At 38.1% G+C, this 18,476-nt stretch carries 21 protein-coding genes and 1 pseudogene; 19 read left to right on the top strand and 3 right to left on the bottom strand.

The window, feature by feature from the left end; translation table 11 throughout:
• From ENTHG_RS25440 to ENTHG_RS08045, 13 genes are all read left to right on the top strand, one after another.
• A complete protein-coding gene (locus tag ENTHG_RS25440; protein WP_145973649.1) occupies positions 1–3,549 on the top strand; it encodes a pyocin knob domain-containing protein in 3,549 nt (1,182 codons plus the stop codon).
• 52 nt (positions 3,550–3,601) lie between these two features.
• Positions 3,602–4,060: a phage tail tube protein gene (locus ENTHG_RS08085; RefSeq protein ID WP_044177699.1), complete on the top strand. Its 459-nt coding sequence runs from the start codon at positions 3,602–3,604 to the stop codon at positions 4,058–4,060.
• A 47-nt stretch (positions 4,061–4,107) separates the two neighbouring features.
• Positions 4,108–4,449 carry a hypothetical protein gene (locus ENTHG_RS08080; RefSeq protein ID WP_044177697.1) on the top strand — a complete coding sequence of 114 codons (342 nt, stop codon included), beginning with the start codon at positions 4,108–4,110 and terminating at the stop codon, positions 4,447–4,449.
• A 100-nt stretch (positions 4,450–4,549) separates the two neighbouring features.
• Positions 4,550–4,795: a hypothetical protein gene (locus tag ENTHG_RS08075; protein ID WP_145973648.1), complete on the top strand. Its 246-nt coding sequence runs from the start codon at positions 4,550–4,552 to the stop codon at positions 4,793–4,795.
• A complete protein-coding gene (locus ENTHG_RS08070) occupies positions 4,785–6,476 on the top strand; it encodes a hypothetical protein (RefSeq protein ID WP_052332676.1) in 1,692 nt (563 codons plus the stop codon). The genes ENTHG_RS08075 and ENTHG_RS08070 overlap by 11 nt, the downstream gene beginning before the upstream one ends.
• 5 nt (positions 6,477–6,481) lie before the next feature.
• The gene (locus ENTHG_RS23705; RefSeq protein ID WP_145973647.1) at positions 6,482–7,174 is read left to right on the top strand and encodes a hypothetical protein; all 693 of its coding nucleotides are present in this window, start codon (positions 6,482–6,484) and stop codon (positions 7,172–7,174) included.
• 57 nt (positions 7,175–7,231) lie between these two features.
• On the top strand, positions 7,232–7,789 hold the full coding sequence (locus ENTHG_RS08065) for a hypothetical protein (RefSeq protein ID WP_044177694.1): 558 nt from the start codon (positions 7,232–7,234) through the stop codon (positions 7,787–7,789).
• Positions 7,789–8,415, top strand: a complete 627-nt coding sequence (locus tag ENTHG_RS08060; RefSeq protein WP_044177692.1) for a hypothetical protein — start codon at positions 7,789–7,791, stop codon at positions 8,413–8,415. Before ENTHG_RS08065 ends, ENTHG_RS08060 begins: the two co-directional genes overlap by 1 nt.
• On the top strand, positions 8,415–8,819 hold the full coding sequence (locus ENTHG_RS08055) for a DUF6950 family protein (RefSeq protein ID WP_044177690.1): 405 nt from the start codon (positions 8,415–8,417) through the stop codon (positions 8,817–8,819). The genes ENTHG_RS08060 and ENTHG_RS08055 overlap by 1 nt, the downstream gene beginning before the upstream one ends.
• Positions 8,804–12,394, top strand: coding sequence for a fibronectin type III domain-containing protein (locus tag ENTHG_RS25025; RefSeq protein WP_044177687.1), 3,591 nt, complete (start codon positions 8,804–8,806; stop codon positions 12,392–12,394). Before ENTHG_RS08055 ends, ENTHG_RS25025 begins: the two co-directional genes overlap by 16 nt.
• 47 nt (positions 12,395–12,441) lie before the next feature.
• The gene (locus ENTHG_RS25435; RefSeq protein WP_145973646.1) at positions 12,442–12,741 is read left to right on the top strand and encodes a hypothetical protein; all 300 of its coding nucleotides are present in this window, start codon (positions 12,442–12,444) and stop codon (positions 12,739–12,741) included.
• A 9-nt stretch (positions 12,742–12,750) separates the two neighbouring features.
• Positions 12,751–13,398 carry a hypothetical protein gene (locus ENTHG_RS24135; protein ID WP_071825828.1) on the top strand — a complete coding sequence of 216 codons (648 nt, stop codon included), beginning with the start codon at positions 12,751–12,753 and terminating at the stop codon, positions 13,396–13,398.
• Between the two features lie 32 nt (positions 13,399–13,430).
• The gene (locus tag ENTHG_RS08045) at positions 13,431–13,706 is read left to right on the top strand and encodes a hypothetical protein (protein WP_044177685.1); all 276 of its coding nucleotides are present in this window, start codon (positions 13,431–13,433) and stop codon (positions 13,704–13,706) included.
• 9 nt (positions 13,707–13,715) lie between these two features.
• Here the strand turns inward: ENTHG_RS08045 and ENTHG_RS08040 are convergent, their stop codons facing one another.
• On the bottom strand, positions 13,716–14,168 hold the full coding sequence (locus ENTHG_RS08040) for a glycoside hydrolase family protein (protein WP_044177684.1): 453 nt from the start codon (positions 14,166–14,168) through the stop codon (positions 13,716–13,718).
• 41 nt (positions 14,169–14,209) lie between these two features.
• Here ENTHG_RS08040 and ENTHG_RS08035 point away from each other — a divergent pair, with 41 nt between their 5' ends.
• From ENTHG_RS08035 to ENTHG_RS08025, 3 genes are all read left to right on the top strand, one after another.
• Positions 14,210–14,638, top strand: a complete 429-nt coding sequence (locus tag ENTHG_RS08035; RefSeq protein ID WP_044177682.1) for a GIY-YIG nuclease family protein — start codon at positions 14,210–14,212, stop codon at positions 14,636–14,638.
• A gap of 15 nt (positions 14,639–14,653) precedes the next feature.
• Positions 14,654–15,217 carry a hypothetical protein gene (locus tag ENTHG_RS25805; RefSeq protein ID WP_237567458.1) on the top strand — a complete coding sequence of 188 codons (564 nt, stop codon included), beginning with the start codon at positions 14,654–14,656 and terminating at the stop codon, positions 15,215–15,217.
• Positions 15,218–15,523: 306 nt separating this feature from the next.
• Positions 15,524–15,817, top strand: a complete 294-nt coding sequence (locus tag ENTHG_RS08025; RefSeq protein WP_044177678.1) for a 3TM-type holin — start codon at positions 15,524–15,526, stop codon at positions 15,815–15,817.
• A 341-nt stretch (positions 15,818–16,158) separates the two neighbouring features.
• Here ENTHG_RS08025 and ENTHG_RS25430 read toward each other — a convergent pair whose 3' ends face one another.
• Together ENTHG_RS25430 and ENTHG_RS24125 are read right to left on the bottom strand one after the other, a co-directional pair.
• Positions 16,159–16,368 (bottom strand): hypothetical protein, encoded by a 210-nt coding sequence (locus ENTHG_RS25430; RefSeq protein WP_145973645.1) that lies wholly within the window; start codon positions 16,366–16,368, stop codon positions 16,159–16,161.
• A gap of 40 nt (positions 16,369–16,408) precedes the next feature.
• Positions 16,409–16,657, bottom strand: a complete 249-nt coding sequence (locus ENTHG_RS24125; protein WP_071825827.1) for a hypothetical protein — start codon at positions 16,655–16,657, stop codon at positions 16,409–16,411.
• A gap of 45 nt (positions 16,658–16,702) precedes the next feature.
• Between ENTHG_RS24125 and ENTHG_RS08020 the strand changes: the two genes are divergently transcribed.
• The 3 genes and pseudogenes from ENTHG_RS08020 to ENTHG_RS08010 all read left to right on the top strand — a co-directional run bounded on the left by ENTHG_RS08020 (position 16,703) and on the right by ENTHG_RS08010 (position 18,402).
• Entirely contained in the window at positions 16,703–17,431 is a 729-nt protein-coding gene (locus tag ENTHG_RS08020) for a class I SAM-dependent methyltransferase (protein ID WP_044177676.1), read from the top strand.
• A gap of 53 nt (positions 17,432–17,484) precedes the next feature.
• A pseudogene (locus ENTHG_RS08015) lies at positions 17,485–17,826 on the top strand (phosphatase); the annotation flags it as partial.
• Positions 17,827–17,847: 21 nt separating this feature from the next.
• The gene (locus tag ENTHG_RS08010) at positions 17,848–18,402 is read left to right on the top strand and encodes a TorD/DmsD family molecular chaperone (protein WP_044177673.1); all 555 of its coding nucleotides are present in this window, start codon (positions 17,848–17,850) and stop codon (positions 18,400–18,402) included.
• Positions 18,403–18,476: the final 74 nt, after the last annotated feature.

The raw sequence follows: 18,476 nt of genomic DNA, 5'->3' as shown, positions 1-18,476 counted from the left end.
ATGAGTAACATTTTAACCGGGAATTTATTTAAACTTTCCTATAGTGAAGATCCAGCAAATAACTTACCAATTGGTATTGGTGTAATAGACTTTACAAATATTGCCGCAATGCCAACATTACAGATTGATAGTCAACAATTAGATTATGAAACATATGATAGCGAATACAAGACAGTACTACTATCTAGCATGAGTATTCAGCCATTCGATATTGTTGTTAACTATGTACCAGATGAAGCAAGTACAGTATTTCTTGATTCAAAGGCTAAAAGCCGTAATGAATTTCAGGTAATACTTAATTATGAACAAAATAATAATAGTGTTTCATATGCAATCGTATCTGGAACAATCACGGCAACATCTACTGCTGGTTCAAAGGATTCAGTAGTACAGAAAACATATACATTCACCCCCTATGAAGAGGTAGTAAGTCTAAGATCTATGGCAACATTAAACCCACTATATGAGGGAAATTATGGTGTTGGTTCTAATGGTGTAGCAGTACCGCAGTATGAACCAGTAACACCTACTGGAAACAGTTTTATTAAAGTACCCGCAAGTCAATCAGGTAATCCGGCAAGTGCTGATATGATGGGTATTGGTCTAATCGATGGTAGTACATTCTCATCCATCGCAATGACTAAAACCGGAACATTAAACATCTATGCTAAGAATGGAAGTACAGCATGGACACGTATTTTAACTTCAAGCCAAATCGCAAGCCAATATTTACCACTAACAGGTGGTACTGTAACTGGTGCTCTAACTGTTACTAGTGCTCTTACACTTGGTTCACCACTTTCAATTGCGAATGGTGGTACTGGTAATACAACTGGACTTGCGGCAAGTGCTACTAAGTTGGCAACAAGTCGTACATTCATAACTAACCTTGCGAGTACTACAGCTACTGGTTTTGATGGTACTGCTAATAACAGTCATGGTGTAACTGGCGTATTGCCTGTAACCAATGGCGGTACTGGTTCAAATGCGGCAATTACCGCAGCGTATAACATTGGTGCTCAACCTATCAGGGGTGGTATTCCAACTGCCGGTATTAACTTTGATACCTATGGCCCAACAGCGGCATACCTTGGACAGTGGGCGATTATATCATCTTCACAATACAACGGTTCTACAAACATCCCAGAAGCGATTACAGGCATTCTTGATGTTATGGCGGCTGGTGCCTTTGCTGGTACTCAACGCTACACTACATCCGCTGGTACTGTATATGTACGTACACTTGGTGCTACATGGGATGCTGCTAATCCAGTATGGCGTGAGTGGAATCAGGTTGGATACGTAACAGCGGCATCCTCTGGTAACTTCTCAGGCGATGTGAATACATTAACCTCAGTAGGTAGATTTAACATCGCTACCGCAGCAACAAATATACCAGTACAACAACCTGGTTTACTTCTTGTTGAACGTTTTGCTGTATCAGGTACTCAAGTACTACAAACATTTAAAACACTTGTTACCAACGCATCATACGCAAACCGTACATTCACACGTACCTTAAACGGCGGTGTATGGACAAGCTGGAATGAACTTGGAAATGTTGGTGATAACTCAGCATTAAACTATGTGCGTAACAATAGATTCCTAAGTGGTGGTTACTTACCATCAGTAGGAAATCCAGGAAACGTAACATTTACATATCTTGATAGCTCAGATAGTTCAGTACCAGTTGGTTGTACTGGTCAACGTGTGGCAGTCATTACTAAGAACTCAGGGGCAAACCTTCATAACTTAGTATTTGGTGTTAATAATGACGATAACAGTAATAACATTCCAGTTATGCCAGGTGATATTATTGATTATCAAGTTGGATTAGCGGCAACTGGTCTTACTGATACAGCACAATTGCGTGTAGTACTCTCAGTATATAATGGTAATACCCTACTAAGTAACGTCCGTGTATCTGCTTATGATCCAACTGTTTCAGGTTGGCGTATCAACTCAGGTTCATATACTGTACCAGCAAATGCTACACGTATTAATGCGGGTGTATGGCTTGAAACTACAGCACCAGTTAACTGTAAGGTATTTATAACTGAACCAGTAATAATGAAACGTTTACCACAATATGCTGGTACTGGTGTTAATACTGATATTAAACAGATTACAGGATTAACTACACCATTAGCCCCAAATATGGGTGGTACTGGTGGTACTGGTGGTGCTTTAACATTACCTATTGCTAACTTTAATGGTGATGCGAATAACGCAATTACCGCAGGTATATATAGTGTATCTAGCTCTACATCAAACCTTCCATTAGTAGCAAATGGTATAATGATAGTAACTACTATCGCATCAGGTACGGCAATTATTCAGGACTTTAGTTCTGTAGCATTAGGTTCAGGTACTGTAAGCCGTGCATGGCGTAGACAGGGTAACGTATCATCAGGTGTAACAACCTGGAAAGCTTGGATGTCAATTACTCAACTACCAACTGAAGGTGCTACTGGCGATCTAAATACATTCACAAATCCGGGCACATATTACGGTGGTTCATATACAAATGGTCCAAGTGCTATGGGTAACGCTTCATGTATGCTAATTGTCCAATCTACCGGTGCGGGTGGTAATATGACTCAATTGGCACAATATACAAGTTCAAACAGAACGTTTACACGTACTTATGCGGGTGGTACATGGAATGATTGGCTTGAAATAGCTAATGAAAGTAACTCAATGTCAGCTCCAACTACAGCATTAGGTACTACAGATTTGAATATATATGGCGGTACTATTAATGCTGTTTATTATCAAACATCTGATGCTAACGCAACTGTAGCACGTAATTATCCAGAGGCATCGGCAGGTGGTACTCTATTTGTAACCCGTTCTACATGGGGTGGACAACAAATGTATGTAACACGTAAAGGTACTATGTATCTACGTGCGAATACTGGAACATGGACAGGTTCTGGACCGTGGTCAGCATGGGCTAAGGTATATACCGCAGCAAATACTACTGTAGATGCAAACGGATTCATTAAGACCGCAAGCCCAATTGTTAAACTATTCAGTACGGGTGATAGTGAACTTAATGAAGAATCAATGGGTGCTACCAGTACACGTATCAGTGAGGGTGTATATAAGATTGAAGGCGTCTTAGGACTTAATTCAGATACATCATGGTCTGGTACTGATGGTGGCTTTGAAATCCCAATTGATCGTAACAAACAGCCTCGCTTGTGGATTGATTATGAAGTTGAAGAAGACGGTTCGATAGTAGTTAAAACCTTCCATCGTACACATCCAAATTCACCAGAGTTTGCACAAAACAATATTGATGGTTATTCAAATGGTGATCCAATTGATATACCAGTTGATAGCTTTATTTCAGTACGTGTTGAAATGCCCGTTAGTGATAAAGATGAACCAATTGATACTGATGATTCAGTACCAGAAGATTTACCAGAAGATGATGTAATTATTGATGAACCAGTTGAACCACTACCAGATTATGAATATGTTCCAGTAGTGATTGAACCAGAACAACCACAATATTATGAATCAACGGATGATAAATATTGATAAATAATTGTGGGGAATGAATGCCCCACCAAACTTATATAAGGAAATAAAAATGGCAATGGATATTTTTGCTGGCTCGCATATTAAAGTGTTTGTAGCTGAAAATAGTACAACTGTAGCAACTACCTGGCAAGAAGTACCCGAAGTGGCAAGCTTCGTTGTAGGTTCAACTGAGAGTACTGTTATCGAAGTTGTTACATATAATCAGAAGTTTAATCGCAAACTTTTAGGTACTCAATCAATCCCAAATATTGATTTACAAGTAAACCTATTACCAGATAACGCAGTACATGAACTATTGAAAACTCATGCGGAAGATCAAACTCGCCTTCAAGTTAAAATTGAAGTTTATGAGAATGCTACTATGACTACTGGTTTTTATGACATTTATCGTATCTTCATCAGTACTAATACTGTAGCAGGTTCTAAAGATGAAGTAGTTACCGCAACCTTTACACTTGCTGTAGATGGTGCTCCACTAGAAAGTGGTTTACTACCAAAAAAACCATAATAATAAGGGGGAGAAATCCCCCAAGCTAATATAAAGGATTATGTAAAATGAATTATTTAGATAAAATTAAAAACGCAATGCGTCCACAATTATGCGAAGTTGTAGTAAATGATGTACCTTTCTGGATTCATCGCCCATCAGTACAAGATATTGATAAATGTGATAGTGTAACTAATACTCTAATCTATTGTGTAAAAGATGAAAACGGTGATCCAATCTTCTCTAATAGTGATATTGAAGGGCGTGTTAATGTCTCCACTATGGATTTCAAATTCGCACAAGAATTATATGCGGAAGTAGCGAAACTACTTGAAGTTACTAACTCAGTGGATGAAGTAGAAAAAAATAATAGCTTCTCCAGAATTACGCTACTACCTAAAGATGATTAATAAGCGTGGGCTAACACCAGAAGAATTCAATCAAGTTGATAATGAACTATTCCAGTACTTAATGGTATTTGATAGTTTCATTGAACCAACTGGAATCAAAATGGATATGTTATTCCATGCTAATTTATGTCAAAACCTCATGCTTAATAATCCAAATATGACAAAGGATATTGCCAAGAAGATTAAGACTAAAGATTATGACTTCTTAGGTATTTTGGATGAAGGTACTACTAAAGAGCGTAAAGAGAATAGAGAGAAATCCAGTAAGGCAACTGAAAAGGAAAACAATCAAAACTTCTTCGCTAGTCGTTATAAACAATTAAAGGATAAAAAGGATGGCAAATAATAATAATATCCGTATAGATATTGAAGGTGATGTATCTGGACTACAGAAAGCATTACAGACTGGTGAAAAGTCACTTGATGGATTTGGTAAGAAAGCTGGCGGTGTTGCTGGTGATTTTTCAAGTTCAATGGCAACTGGTCTTGGTCGTGTCAGTACTGCCTTTACTGGAGTAGCTGGTGCGGCATCAGTTGCTGCTCTAAGTCTTGTTGGTACTTTTGCTAAGGTACAGGAAGCAAGTGAAAGGGCATTTGAAGTATTCCAGGCGGCATCACTTAGTCAAACTGGTATTACTCAAGTACAACAAATGGCGAATATGTATGCCAAAGTTGGTCTAACTATGGATCAAATAGCCGATCATAGTAAAGACATTAAGGACAGGTTAGGGGATGCTCTAACAAACAATGCTGGTTCAATGTACACTGATGTAATTCAGCCATTGAAATTAAACATACTTGAATTACAACGTATGGCAGATGCTGGTGAAGATGTTTATGCCAAAATCTATTTCTCAGCAAAACAACAAGGTTTCAGTACAAGCCAGATAGTTAATATGTTTGAAACTATGGGTAATGATGCTACCAAATACCTTACAGTACTTAAAGATTTTAACTCAGAACAAGATTACTATAATACGCTTTCAAAACAGACTATTCAGTTAACAGAAGAACAAAGTAAACAATTTGAGGCATTTCGTGATGCTACTCGTGAATTAAGTAATACATGGGCGTCATGGGAAAATCAAGTACTTGCACCAATTGCCGGTACTCTTGCCGATATACTAGGGTTAATGAATAAGATTGTAAATAGCCATCCAATCGAAGATGCTACTATGGGTATAGTTGGTTGGGCTGTTAAGGCGTTTCCACAAATAGCCAATGATGATAAGTTTATTGAAAATGCTCAGATGCTTAAAAATCTTCAATCGGCTTTAGATATTGCTAAGGCGACTAAGAAGACATTAGATGATTCAAAGAAAGAATTTGATAATGGAATTGAGAAAGGTACTATTGATGCTGCAATGAAACCATTCTTAAGTGAACAGCAAAAGACACAAAAACAAATTGACGCACTTGATACAAGTTATAAACAAACACGTGAATCAATTCAGAAGTCATTACTAAAAGGATATAAGGGAAATCAGGAAGCATTAAATGCTGACTTAAAAATCCTTGATGATAACTATACAAAGTCGCGTGCTGATTTAGTAACTAAACTTACTGCTAAAGAAGATAAAGAACGTGAAGCAAAGAAAAAGAAAGATGAGGCCGCAGCAAAGGCAGCATTAGCTCTACAAAAGAAAAATGATGCAGAACGCATTAAGGCACAAGCTACAATTGATAAAGCATTAAGTGATATGACAATTGATAGTAACTTACGCCAGCTTGCTGAATTCGACAGACAACAGAATGAATTAGTAAAATCAATTAATGAAAGTGCTAAGAAACTTGGTATTGATCCTGCTGAATTACTTGGAAAACAGAAAGCAAGTGCTACGGCAAAAAGAAATGAAATGGTAAACAATATGATTGGCTATCAAGATCCTAATCAGGGCTTGAAAGACACTAATTCATTACTTGCCAGTGGTAATCTAAGTAAAAACAAAACGGATTCTTACTATATCAACAAAGACAACGTACAAGCGGTTCAAATCCATTTAGTGATGCGTTTGGTAAAAATGTAACTAAGTTGCAAAATGAAAATACTGAGGCAATGAATCTTGAATTGAAACAAAATGAAATGTTAATTCAAAGTCATGAAGATTATGAAAAGGCAAAACTTGATATTACTAATAAGTATAATGCACAGGCACGTGATATTGCAATTCAACAGACACAAGCCCAAATGCAACTAATCGGTAATATGGCAGGTGATCTTGGTACTATCATGGCAGGTGCATTTGGTGAAGGTTCTAAGGCCGCACAAGCAGCTTTCGCAGTACAGAAAGGTATTACCATTGCTCAAACAGTTCTATCAATACAGAGTGCTCTTGCACAGGCTCTTGCAACGCCGTTCCCGGCAAGTCTTGCTGCCTATGCTCAAGTACTATCACTTGGTGCAAGTATTATTACAACTGCAAAGGGTGCGGCAAGTGGACAGTTCCACGGTGGTATAGATTCACTACCTGATGATATGAATAATAAATCATTCCTATTGAAATCAGGTGAGCGTGTAGTACAACCAGAAGCAAATAAAAAGCTAACTTCATTCCTTGATGATCAAGCTAAGAATAGAAGTAATTCAGGTGGTGATATTACTATCAACAGTCCACTAATTGTTAAAGGTAACGTTGATGATCCTGAAATGTGGAACAAGATGTTGAAGAAGAATCAAAACAATGTCGTACAGGCAATGCGATCAAGTCAAAAAAGAAATACATAATCCAAAGGGGCTACGGCTCCCTTTTTTATAAATATATTAAAATGAGAGGGATCTTAAATGACTATTTTTTCAAATAATATAAAAGTTTCGGACGTACAACTATCAAGTACTATTCCGCAATATTCACAAAGGGCTTGGACTGGTACAGAATTACGCCGTTCAGTTGGTATGCAATGGTATTCAATACAGTTTACCTTAAACTTTGAAGTTAAGAATCGGCAGGAATTACAGGCATTCATTGCCGAATATCAACAGGGTAAACCATTCACACTTAATCTTGGACATTTATCAGTATACCAGGGTAATCAAACCGGGGCAGTTAACGCAACAGCGGCAGCGGCTAAGGGTTCAATGATTGTCAGTACTAATACCAATAACTTACAGAAAGGTGACATTATTCAGTTCACTGGACATAAGAAGCTATACCAAATCATGGATAAGACAACTACCAGTATTACTGTATTTCCCCAATTAAGACAGGCAGTAGGTGTTAATGAAGTAATTAACTATAACAACCTTCAAATTGAAGCAACATTGGACGTAGATCAGGACTTCGCAATGAATATCGCTAACGTTACAAGTGTTCAATTTAACGCGACGGAGAATCTACGATAATGAATGAAGCAATACTAACTAATGCTAATTTGCTTAAGTATTGGGCTTTAATTCGTGGTGAGACAAAAACAAGATTAACAATTACAGACGTAATGAGTATGGGTGTACACGTTATCGGTTTTGATTTATTACCACGTTCATCAAGTGCCATATACTGGACAGATGGCTTTGTACCAATTCAACTTAATGGTGCTGTATATCAACCATTCCCCGATTTAATACAGGATTCACTACCTTCATTCAGTGAAGATAAGGGGATCAATAATGACTCAATTGACTTTACTGTAAGTAATGTTGATAACGCAACACGTATTGCTGCTATGGGTGGTTTGTTCGATAAGGCAAAAATGAATATCACACTAATTATTCTTAATCCATTTGATAGTACTCCAATATATCAGCAACGTATGTTTACTGGTTATATTGAAAACTTTGAATGTATTGTTAACCCATTTAGTGAAGTTAATGAAATGAAGATTACAGTAAATAGTGTTTATAAACGTCTTGATGTTAGCCCAAAGACACTTGCGGCAAATTCAGTATATCAATCCTACTATCCAGGCGATGCGATTATGTCACTACTTGGACAAGTTAACCGAAACCAGATTTGGAGATTTAACAAATAATGGATATGAATAAAGTTTATGAACTATGTATGAATTCCCTTGAGAATGAATTTAAGAGTGGTACTAATGATTGTAATATCAATGTAATTAAACTTGTTGATTTAATTGCTGGTTCTGAATTAGCCAATCAATTTACTTATAAGACGGTGAAGGGTGGAATCAGGCAACTTAAGGCACTTGGGTTCAATAATACATTTGAAATGATTTCCCCATATTTGGAGGAAGTAACAGTAACAATTGATGGTGATATTTGGATGCATCCAACAGTAGAGCATTCTTTCGCCATTGTAATTAGTGGTTATCTACTTGCCGTTAATGAAGAACATACAGAATTTAAATTAGTGCCAAAAAGGAATGATGGCACTTACTATAGAATAAGGGAAAAAGAATGGGTGGTGGAATAGGAAAGGTAGTTGGTTCGCTAATTACCGCAGTAGTAGTTGCCGTAGCAGTATATGCCACTGGTGGTACAGCACTTGCGGCTCTTGCGTGGGGGGCTGCTGCTGGTGCTGTATCATTAGTTGCTACCAGTATGCTAAGTCAAATTGGTCAAACGCCATATGGTGATGTAACAGATACCCTAAGCCGAAGTACATCGGCGGCAACGGGTTTACCAGTAATCTATGGTGGTCAATTACCACATAAGAATGGTGTCAGTAATGGCTCCTTCATTATGACTGGTACTATTAATAACTGGTATAATGTACCTGATGGTTCATCTAAGTACTTCTTTAGTAGTCAAGTCGTGGCAATGGCAGGTGTTGAACCATATATAGAACAAATCTATTTTGATAACGTTGCAGTACTATCAGCACCAATTAAAGTAGATGGTGTTGTAGACAGTAATCTTATTGCTGCACGTTTCAGACCATATCTACAGCTTGAAGTAAAATTTGGTGGGGATTATACCAGTACGCCAACGCTTGCTAAGCACTATGCTGGTACTAAGTGGACAGATAAGTTTCTTGGAAAGGGTGTAGTTTCAATTTATTCAGTAATCAGGCAAACACAATCAAGTCTTGAAAATAACATTTTAACAAATGATAACTTCACTATGACCGTGGAAATGAAAGGTCAGAAAATCTATGATTTCACTACTGGTACTAACATAGTTTCATCTTGTCCTGTAAGTCAGATTTATGACTACATGACTAATACAATTTATGGTATGGGTCTTGATGTTTCATTGATTAATGTCGATACATTCCAGGAATGTGCTGCCTATTGTAACGCAATGAAATTGTACTCAAATGGTGCAATTAGTTATCAGGATACTTATAAGAAAAACATTGAAAGTATTCTACAGACATTTGCAGGTATTACTTATGTTCATGCTGGTCAGATTTGCCTAACAGTTGACCGTAAAACATTACCAGTACAGACATTCAATGAAAGTAACATGGTTGGTGACTTGAAAGTTATCACAAGTGGTAATCAGGATTATTACAACACCCTTGATTGTAAATTCACATCAGTTGAAAACTCATATGCTACTGATATTATCCGTATTCCAAGTGATATTTCTGCTGATGAAGTAATAAGGTCAGATGGTCAGGTAATCCCACTTAGCCGTGATTTCACATGGATTTATGATAAAGATACTGTAACAAAAATGGCGAACAGTGAACTACGTAAGGCACGATTCGCATTGAAGACTATTCAGTTTACAACAAGTGAAGCATGGGACCTTAAAGTATGGGATTCAATCACTGTAACAAATACTGAACTTGGTATTAATGGTAAGTTTAAAGTGCTGTCTAAGTCAGTGGCTACAGATCAACAGAACGTGGGTTACTGTCAGATTTCCGCAATTGAATACCCTGATGCTATCTTTGATGGTGGTGATTCTCTCGTATTTCCTCCTGCTGGAACAATCAGCGGTGGGGCAGGTGATGTACTAACTGTACTTCCTCCAACAAATCTACAGGTATTTAAAAAGGGTTCCATCACTACTGGCAACGTGGTTACAGTTGATTGGGATGCATCAGAAGATCCTAACTTACGTGGTTACTATATCTATTATAAATTGAGTAGTACTAACTCATGGACATATGCTGGACAGACTTCAACATTACAGACTGAATTTGATATATATGATCTTGTGGATGACGCAAGCTATGATTTTGCGGTTGAAGCATATAACATACTTAATCGTCGTTCAGATAAGCTAACATTAACGGGTATTACACCCCAATTTAACTTTAAACTACCTGCTGTAACTGGTGTTGTATTAGCTAACAATACTGAATCAGTTTATGTAACAGACTCAGGCGATTTTAATATTCGTTGGGATAACCAGAAGTCACTACGTGTAAATGGTCGTTCGTTCATTGAATATTTCCGTTATTACATTATCAATATCTATAATGGTAATGCACTTATTGAGACTTTCTATACTCAGGATAACTTCTTCAACTATACACTTGCTCTTAATGAATCTAAGATTCGTAAACCAACTATTGGTATTATCGCACAAGGTTATAGTACAGGAACATATTCAGAGGAAGTAAGGATTACAGTTGAGAATAAACAATGTAAGCAGGCAACCGGATTAACGGTAACAGGTGGTTTTGGAAGTCTATTTGTTAGTTGGGATAAATCAATAGAGCGTGACTATGCCGGATGTGTAGTATCAATGACAAGTGGGATTGTTAATCGCATATTCATCTCCAATAAACCAGAGTTTGATACTATCCCAGATGTAGTTGATGGTGAATATAAAATTAAGATTGGTTTCTTTGATATCTTCGGTCAGGATAATGTACTTTACACTCCTGAACTGACAGTTGATATTAATTCCAAGTATGAATTCTCAGAACAGGATGTGGAAGAAATTGAAAACCTAATTGGTCTAAGTGATAAGTTAACTGAAACATTAGCCGATGCCAATACATATGCCAATCAGCAAATGCAGAATGCAATCAATGAGGCAAATGCGAATACTAATACTGTAGTAACGCAGACGAAGACAGAAATCACAAACGAGACGAATACTAAGATTACTGCCAGTGAAACTAAGATGACTACTCAGTACACAAATGCTGATAAGGCATTACAGCAAAACATTGATACTGTCACTGCTGCTACTGGTAAGAATACCGCAGATATTACGGCATTAACTAAAGTTGTGAGTGATAATGATACTGCACAAAGTCAAAGTATTACTCAGTTAACGGCAAAGGTTAATACTAACACTACCAACATCGGTAAAAACACTACTGATATTAATACTAACAAATCTACAATTACTACTCTAAGTGATGCCGTTGCAACGCAGAATACTGCAAACGCCAGTAGGTTCACTACTATTGAATCTAATGTGAATACTAACAATGCGTCTATTAGTTCATTACAGGCTACAGTAGCAGATAATAACGCGGCACAAACTAATTTAGTTACTCAATTACGTAGTGATGTGAATGGACAAATCGCCACTGTTAATACCAGTATGAATACCAAGGCAGATAAGAGTACTGTAGATAGTCAATATTCACTTTCAGTAAATGCGAATGGTACAGTTGCCGGTATTCGTCTTTTAGCAAGTCAGGGAACCAGTAATAACAGTGCTATCTACTTTGCTGCTGATAAGTTCATTATTAGTGGAAGTACTACACCAACAGTAGGCGGTTCAGCACCATTTGCAGTAGTTAATGGTACTACATTCTTGAAAACAGCAATGATTCAACAAGGTAGTATTGGTACTGCCTATATTGCAGACGGTGCCATTAGTAATGCCAAGATTGCAAATGCGAGTATTAATGCAGCTAAGATTATAGATGGTGAAATAACTAACGCCAAGATAGGGAATGTTATTCAAAGTAATGATTATGTACCTAATACTACAGGATGGATAATAAATAAGAATGGTGATATCGCTATTAATGGTTCTGGTGGTACTGGAAGAATGTTAATCAATAATAATATGATATTAATATATGATAATAATAACTTTCTACGTGTACGCATGGGACTTTGGTAATAAATAATATGGGGTGAGATTGTTCACCCCTTTTTAGAGGATTTAATATGGCACAAGGTTTAGAATGCTGGAATGCACAAGGGGTACAAGTAGTTGAACTTGGTGATTATAACATCCGTTATATGGGTGCTGTAAGTCTTAATGTCACTGCTGGTACTACAACGGCATGGACAGTACCATTTGCTAACATGCGTCCTAATGGATGGTTAGCAATACTACGTACTACACAATGGTGGAATGACTTTTATTGTATTCCCGGTACTGATGGGTTTACGGTTCAATATCTACCAACGCGAGGTACATATAGCGGTACTTTAACATTTGATGTTTATAAGTATGAGAATTAAGGGGGCATAATGTCAGGTTTTCAATTATATAATTCGGCAGGTGCTCTAACTATTGACTCAACAAATAAATCAATTGTTGCCAGTCAATTAAAATCAATGGGTAATTTATCAGATACTGGGTTTTATCAGATTAACAGTGCCTTTGGTAATGGTAGTACGCTTGGTTTTCTCGGTGATACTTTCTTTCCCGGTGATGGTCTAAGATGGTTTCAATTACAGGTTGATGGTAAGTACTGTTTCCCAGGATCAAGTATGTATGAAGCTGGAAGCGGGCAATTTATGCTATCTTCCAATTCAATTGGCATATCATCAGGGTATCTTGATGTATTTGATGCCGAAGGTACTTTAATATGGTCTGCTGTAGGGGCATCCTCAATGCCTCGCATTATGGATTTTTTTACAGTTCCGGCATCACATGATCTTAGTACTGCTCTTACACTAAATACTACATTTACTAATCCGTGGATATGTATCAGTCAATGTCCTGGTAATTTAAGTGATGATGGAAGTACTACTGGTTATTCTGGTGTTTTAATTAGACGTAATAATGCTACTTCCTTTACGTTACAGTACGTAAATCGTAATCAGAAATCTTATACTCAGGCAATGGGTAGTAATGGTTTTCGTATTGCACTGGCAAGGTTCACTGGTTACTAAATACAATAATAATAAATTAGAAGGTAAATCATATGGGGTTAGAAAGCATAATTGCTCTCGTGATTTCAGGTGTCGCTTTGATATGGACAATATTTAGGGATAAATCTGGGGATAATGATGAATTAATAAATCGAATTAGCATGCTTGAAGGTAAAGTAAGTAATCAGGCATCAGATATAGATAGACTGGAAAGGGGTCAGGATGAATTAGAAAAATCTATGGCAAGTTTACAGGAGCAAATCCACAAACTTGACATTAAGATTGAAAGAATTCTAACGATTCTTGAGGAAAACAAAAAGGGGCAATAAGCCCCTTTTTTATTTCCAGTCTAATTGATTATTCATATCATCAACACGATTCTTTGTCTGTCTGTACCATAATGAATCACGTGATTCACGTCGCATACCTTCACGATCTCCCGCCTTAGCTGCTGCCAGTAGTTTCTTAAACTTACTAGTACCAGTTAGACCTAATTGGAAAATCATAATTATTAGATAATCTTCAATATCACGTGGTAACGTACCTAAGTTTAGTGTACGTAAACTTGTTTTTGCTTTTTCAATATCTTTTGCTAGTAGTATCTCTGCTTCAATCGGTGTTAAGCCATTAGTGAAGTCTTCACCTTTAAGTACTAAATGACCATAACCTATAGTGTCATATCCCATGCTATCCTTATAAGTCCAGAACTTACCATTCTTATAATATCCCTTGTGCTTTTGATATTCTAATGTACCTTCGTATATTCGTAATCTCTCTTTTATGTCTGCCATTAATAAATACTCCATATTAATTGTTATATGGAAATATTTATATGGAATGGAATTACACACCTGATTGGTCAGAAGAAGAGTTACTAAATGGTAGTTATATTGGTTTTGTCTATTTGTTTGAATTCAATGATGGTAGTACTTATATAGGTTCGAAACAGATGTACAAAAGAGTCAAAGACGTTAAGAAACTTAAACCGGACTCAGTTGAAAACAATTGGCGTGAATACACCAGTAGTAGCAAAGTAGTGAATGGAAAGATTGCCGATGGTGAACAGTACAGGAAAACTATCCTTTGGGCTTTTCCCACAATGCGAGACACATTATTAATTGAGGCCGCATTGATACTGACAGAAGGATTAAAACCTAATTGTCTTAACCTTGCATTAATGCACAAAGCAAGATTACCAAAGGGTGAAGATAAGAAACGAATACATGGCATCCTACAGGAATTGCTTTCATACTTTAACTAAATACAAGGAATGCATATGAGAATAGATATTAATGGATTAGGAACCGCAAAATCATACATAAACAAAAGGGGAAAGGAACTTGGTAAGGACTTTCAAAAAACACTAATCAGAGAAACGCGTGACCTATCAATAAAAATGCAAAAAGAATTAAATGAAAGTATTGATAAGGGTGCTGTACCCTTCACCAGTAGAGCAATACTATTCACCTATAAACTTACTGGTACTGGTGTAAGTACTTCAATTCTTGTTAAGGATCTACAGGCTAAGTATCTATATGATGTATTAGTAAAACCAAAGGCAATTGAAAAGTTTATACCTACTAGTGCGGCAAGACTTACTAAGCAAGGTAACATTACTGGACTACGCAACAACCTACGTAAAGGACGTTATAAGATAGTTAATAAGGGCGGCAAGGAACGATTGATTGATACAGCCCAAAGAAAGCAAGACCGTAGAGTAATCGGGCTTCGGGAAGATAAGAGACGTAAGCTAATCTATGACTTCTATGAAAAGGGTGAGCAAGGGGCAATATTAATAGTAAGTAATATCCGTGGTAGATTTAAGGTTAAGAAACAATGAACGAATTAGAACAACATTTTGACGGTGAAACACCATACATTACATTGAATGGTGAAACACCAATGGCTAATGGGATGCCTACCCATGTGTGCTTTTTAAATAAAAAATAGGTAAAAAACTAAAACAATCTGGCTATAACTGTACTCAATATATGAATGTTGTGTTTGATCGTAAGAAAGCACTACGTACTGGTGATACATACACATGGAAACTACGTGAAATGGAATTCAATGTAGTACTACTGGATAAAACTGAACTATTCGTAAAGGGGATGCGGGTTTATGCCTACATAGTAGGAATCATTGAATGATAACTCTTTTATTAAATATTTTAAAAAATGGAATGGACTTCTTTATCAAGAAACAAACAATTGAAAAGGATGTTCATCAGGAAAACGCCGAAGGGCAGATTGAAGTAAACAAGGTTGAGATTGAGAAGAATACACTTCATTGGAGAAATTTTCTCGGTTTCGTTCTTACACTTATCATCCTATACAACTGGATCATTGTTCCGGTACTTGATGCTTTCGGTATCGTGGTAATCCAGGTTCCGTTAGGTCAACTCTTACAAGTACTATTGATTATGGTTGGTGGAAGTTAACTATAAACATGTTACTATAATCTGCGTAACTTACTATTATCGAGGTGTTTACATGTTACGCATGACTATAGTTATGTTCTTATTAATTACGTCAATCGTTGTACATGCTTCTACTATGAATTATTCATGTGATAAAGGTTATGACCATACAGTAGAAAGTATAGCTGTCTCTGACTTCTATACCTTGATTACTAAGAATACGATTCTATCTAAACCGTCAGAAAATTCAAAGTTGCTCATTAGTCTATCGGGGCAGCGTTCATTTCTAGTTAATTGTAAGTTAACACTTGATTTATCTGATATTGATTTTTCAAAATAAAGCCCCTTCATGGGGCTTTTTTTTACCAGTCCCAAGAGGCCGTGGTTTTAAGTGGTCGGTGGCTTGTATGCTCGGTATACGTTGCTGTTAGAACTTTTTCGCCGGTTTCCTTTGAAACAATGTCATAAACATCAATTTCAGTTTCACACATAGGTCCTTTAGTCCTACTGCTTTTATGAACATAGTTGTACTGCTCTGGGGGATAGTTACGTTTGAAATCTTCGTCAGTCATGTTATTAATCCTCAATAATATAAAATATATCCGTTATAGATTATTCACACTTCCATACAGTATTTTGTACACCACTACCTTTAGGTAAATGGGGATTCATGTTAGCACTATGAACATATGTTGCCTTTTCTTTTCCATACTGCTGACATGCTTCATTAGCTGTTTTTTGTAAACTATCTAAACCATACCAACCGTCAGACTGAATACTAACAGTTTTACCATCATTATATTGTACTGCTGCACATCCCGATAAAGCTAAAGGGATAAGAATCATTATTAGGCTTTTCATTATTATTTCCTAAATACCCGTACAACAACTGTACAAGGGTATTTTATGGCAAGAATTACAAAAAAGGAATCAGCATTACACATTCAAGTAATGGATCTCATCCACTCAGATAAGCAACTAACTCAAGACGATAAAGAGTTTATCTTTAACAACTACAAAGGCGATGGTATAGGGGCTACTGGTGCTTTCTTCACACCTGAAATGCTCGCATGGGATTTCATACTTGATGCTGGTTGTACTGGTCAATGTATTGAACTTTGTGCGGGTATAGGTCGCCTCAGCTACTACCAGTACTTGAGAAACAAGCCAACACACATTACCTGTGTTGAGCTGAATCCAGAGTACGTAATGATCGGGAAGAGGGTACTACCAGAGGCAGAATGGATCATTGGTGACGCTCTCCAGTACTCACCAGACCGTTTCTACGATGTTGCTTATGGCAATCCACCTTTCGGTAAAATCAACACATCAGAAGCGTATACAGGCCGTTATACAGGCTCAGAGTTTGAATACAAGGTGATTGAACATGCCAGTAACTTTTCATCCTTTGGGGCATGGATCGTACCGCAAGGTTCCGCAGGGTTTAAGTACTCAGGGCATACGTACTATGACGCGACGATACAAACACAGAAGTATAAAAAGTTTGTGTCTGATACTGGTTTTGAATTCTTCCCAGGAGTAGGGATAGATACGAGCATTTACAAGGATGAATGGAACGGTACAAAGGTGATATGTGAAAGCGTGCTTGTAGACTATGATGGTACTAATCTTTGACGGATTAGGGGCTAAACGCTATGATTCCAAATAGATGTGTAGAAAATGCTTTCGGGAACCCCAAATATCCGGTCGATATTCCCGCCATTGCCCAGGCGGCGGCAAAATATAATGTCGCGCTGGAGATTAATAACTCCTCTTTTGTTCACTCCCGTAAAGGCAGTGAGGCAAACTGCCGGGCGATCGCCGCTGCCGTGCGTGATGCCGGAGGCTGGGTGGCGCTGGGGTCAGACTCCCATACCGCTTTTTCGCTGGGGGACTTTACCGAGTGCCGCAAGGTGCTGGATGATGTTAACTTCCCCGAGGATCGTATTCTGAACGTGACGCCGCGCCGTCTACTCGATTTCCTTGAAGCGCGCGGTATGCCCGCTATTGCCGAATTTGCTGACTTTTAATTTTTGTTACTGGAACCATGCATGAACGAATTTTCCATCCTTTGCCGCGTGTTGGGCTCTCTTTTTTACCGTCAGCCCCAGGACCCGCTGCTGGTGCCGCTCTATACCCTGATCCGCGAGGGGAAACTGGCGGAAAGCTGGCCTCTGGAGCAGGACGAGATGCTTGCGCGCCTGCAGAAGAGCTGCGACGCGCAGGCGCTGGCCGCGGATTACAATGCGCTGTTTGTGGGCGATGAGTGCCGCGTCTCGCCGTTTCGCAGCGCCTGGGTCGAAGGGGCTACCGAAGCAGAAGTGCGCGCCTTTCTCTCTTCCCGTGGTATGCCGTTAACCGATCAGCCTGCGGATCATTTTGGCACCTTACTGCTGGCGGCCTCATGGCTTGAGGACAACAGTGCGGAAGACGAAAGCGAAGCCCTGGAAACGCTTTTTGCCGACTATCTGCTCCCCTGGTGCGGCACCTTCCTGGGGAAAGTGGAAGCCCATGCCACTACCCCTTTCTGGCGTACCCTGGCACCGCTGGCCAGAGATGCCATCGCGGTAATGTGGGATGAGTTGCAGGAAGCAGAAGAAGAGTAATGTGATGAAAGTCACTTTATTTATGTAACGGTAACTGCATCCGATAATTTTTTGTAATTTGCCTCACATTAATA

It is taken from the genome of Phytobacter massiliensis JC163, from assembly GCF_000321045.1.
GTDB classification, from domain to species: Bacteria; Pseudomonadota; Gammaproteobacteria; order Enterobacterales; family Enterobacteriaceae; genus Phytobacter_A; species Phytobacter_A massiliensis.
This window is presented reverse-complemented; position numbering and strand designations above follow the sequence as displayed.

Coding starts and splice junctions, on each gene's coding strand:
- ENTHG_RS08070 (WP_052332676.1), top strand. CDS start 4,785: ATGGCAAATAATAATAATATCCGTATAGATATTGAAGGTGATGTATCT.
- ENTHG_RS25025 (WP_044177687.1), top strand. CDS start 8,804: ATGGGTGGTGGAATAGGAAAGGTAGTTGGTTCGCTAATTACCGCAGTA.
- ENTHG_RS08040 (WP_044177684.1), bottom strand. CDS start 14,168: ATGGCAGACATAAAAGAGAGATTACGAATATACGAAGGTACATTAGAA.
- ENTHG_RS08035 (WP_044177682.1), top strand. CDS start 14,210: ATGGAATGGAATTACACACCTGATTGGTCAGAAGAAGAGTTACTAAAT.
- ENTHG_RS08055 (WP_044177690.1), top strand. CDS start 8,415: ATGGATATGAATAAAGTTTATGAACTATGTATGAATTCCCTTGAGAAT.
- ENTHG_RS08085 (WP_044177699.1), top strand. CDS start 3,602: ATGGCAATGGATATTTTTGCTGGCTCGCATATTAAAGTGTTTGTAGCT.
- ENTHG_RS08045 (WP_044177685.1), top strand. CDS start 13,431: ATGGGGTTAGAAAGCATAATTGCTCTCGTGATTTCAGGTGTCGCTTTG.
- ENTHG_RS25440 (WP_145973649.1), top strand. CDS start 1: ATGAGTAACATTTTAACCGGGAATTTATTTAAACTTTCCTATAGTGAA.
- ENTHG_RS24135 (WP_071825828.1), top strand. CDS start 12,751: ATGTCAGGTTTTCAATTATATAATTCGGCAGGTGCTCTAACTATTGAC.
- ENTHG_RS08025 (WP_044177678.1), top strand. CDS start 15,524: ATGATAACTCTTTTATTAAATATTTTAAAAAATGGAATGGACTTCTTT.
- ENTHG_RS08080 (WP_044177697.1), top strand. CDS start 4,108: ATGAATTATTTAGATAAAATTAAAAACGCAATGCGTCCACAATTATGC.
- ENTHG_RS08065 (WP_044177694.1), top strand. CDS start 7,232: ATGACTATTTTTTCAAATAATATAAAAGTTTCGGACGTACAACTATCA.
- ENTHG_RS08020 (WP_044177676.1), top strand. CDS start 16,703: ATGGCAAGAATTACAAAAAAGGAATCAGCATTACACATTCAAGTAATG.
- ENTHG_RS25430 (WP_145973645.1), bottom strand. CDS start 16,368: ATGACTGACGAAGATTTCAAACGTAACTATCCCCCAGAGCAGTACAAC.
- ENTHG_RS08010 (WP_044177673.1), top strand. CDS start 17,848: ATGAACGAATTTTCCATCCTTTGCCGCGTGTTGGGCTCTCTTTTTTAC.
- ENTHG_RS25805 (WP_237567458.1), top strand. CDS start 14,654: ATGAGAATAGATATTAATGGATTAGGAACCGCAAAATCATACATAAAC.
- ENTHG_RS24125 (WP_071825827.1), bottom strand. CDS start 16,657: ATGAAAAGCCTAATAATGATTCTTATCCCTTTAGCTTTATCGGGATGT.
- ENTHG_RS08075 (WP_145973648.1), top strand. CDS start 4,550: ATGGATATGTTATTCCATGCTAATTTATGTCAAAACCTCATGCTTAAT.
- ENTHG_RS25435 (WP_145973646.1), top strand. CDS start 12,442: ATGGCACAAGGTTTAGAATGCTGGAATGCACAAGGGGTACAAGTAGTT.
- ENTHG_RS08060 (WP_044177692.1), top strand. CDS start 7,789: ATGAATGAAGCAATACTAACTAATGCTAATTTGCTTAAGTATTGGGCT.